Raw genomic sequence first — 450 nt, forward strand, 5'->3', positions numbered from 1 at the left:
GCAGCGTCAGATATGTATAAGAGACAGGGGTGGGGTCACGGAACTCTCCTTCGCGAGCTCGTCGGCGACCTGCGAGGGCCTGCCGCGCGAAGGAGGACGCGGGCGCCGCGGGGGCCACGGCCCGGAGGACCGCCGCACACCGCCATGGACCCGCCACGGCCACCGGGGGTGCCACGCGGGCACCACGGTCACCGTTCCGCCGCCGCCGACCCGCCCTCGAGGTCCGGTTGGCCACGCCCTCGACGGGCGCGGGCAGTGGCAGGTCTTCGGACTCGCGGGCCCGCCTCCCGGTCGAACCTCGGAAGGCACCTACTGGCCGTCGCTTCCCGGACGCGGGCGTCCAGTGCGTATGACGGCGGTCGTTCCCACTCACCGCTGCGGGGCAGTCCCGGATTCCCACCGGGTTCCCTCTCGGAGCCGACACGGCTCTTCGACGCTCCCGCCTGGCGG

Annotated in this window: 1 riboswitch. The window is 73.8% G+C overall.

Annotated features, from left to right (window positions below):
* Window positions 1-260 precede the first annotated feature (260 nt).
* Window positions 261-410: riboswitch (cobalamin riboswitch) on the minus strand.
* Window positions 411-450 lie beyond the last annotated feature (40 nt).

The sequence above is a fragment of the Streptomyces sp. URMC 123 genome, assembly GCF_051386515.1.
GTDB lineage: Bacteria > Actinomycetota > Actinomycetes > Streptomycetales > Streptomycetaceae > Streptomyces.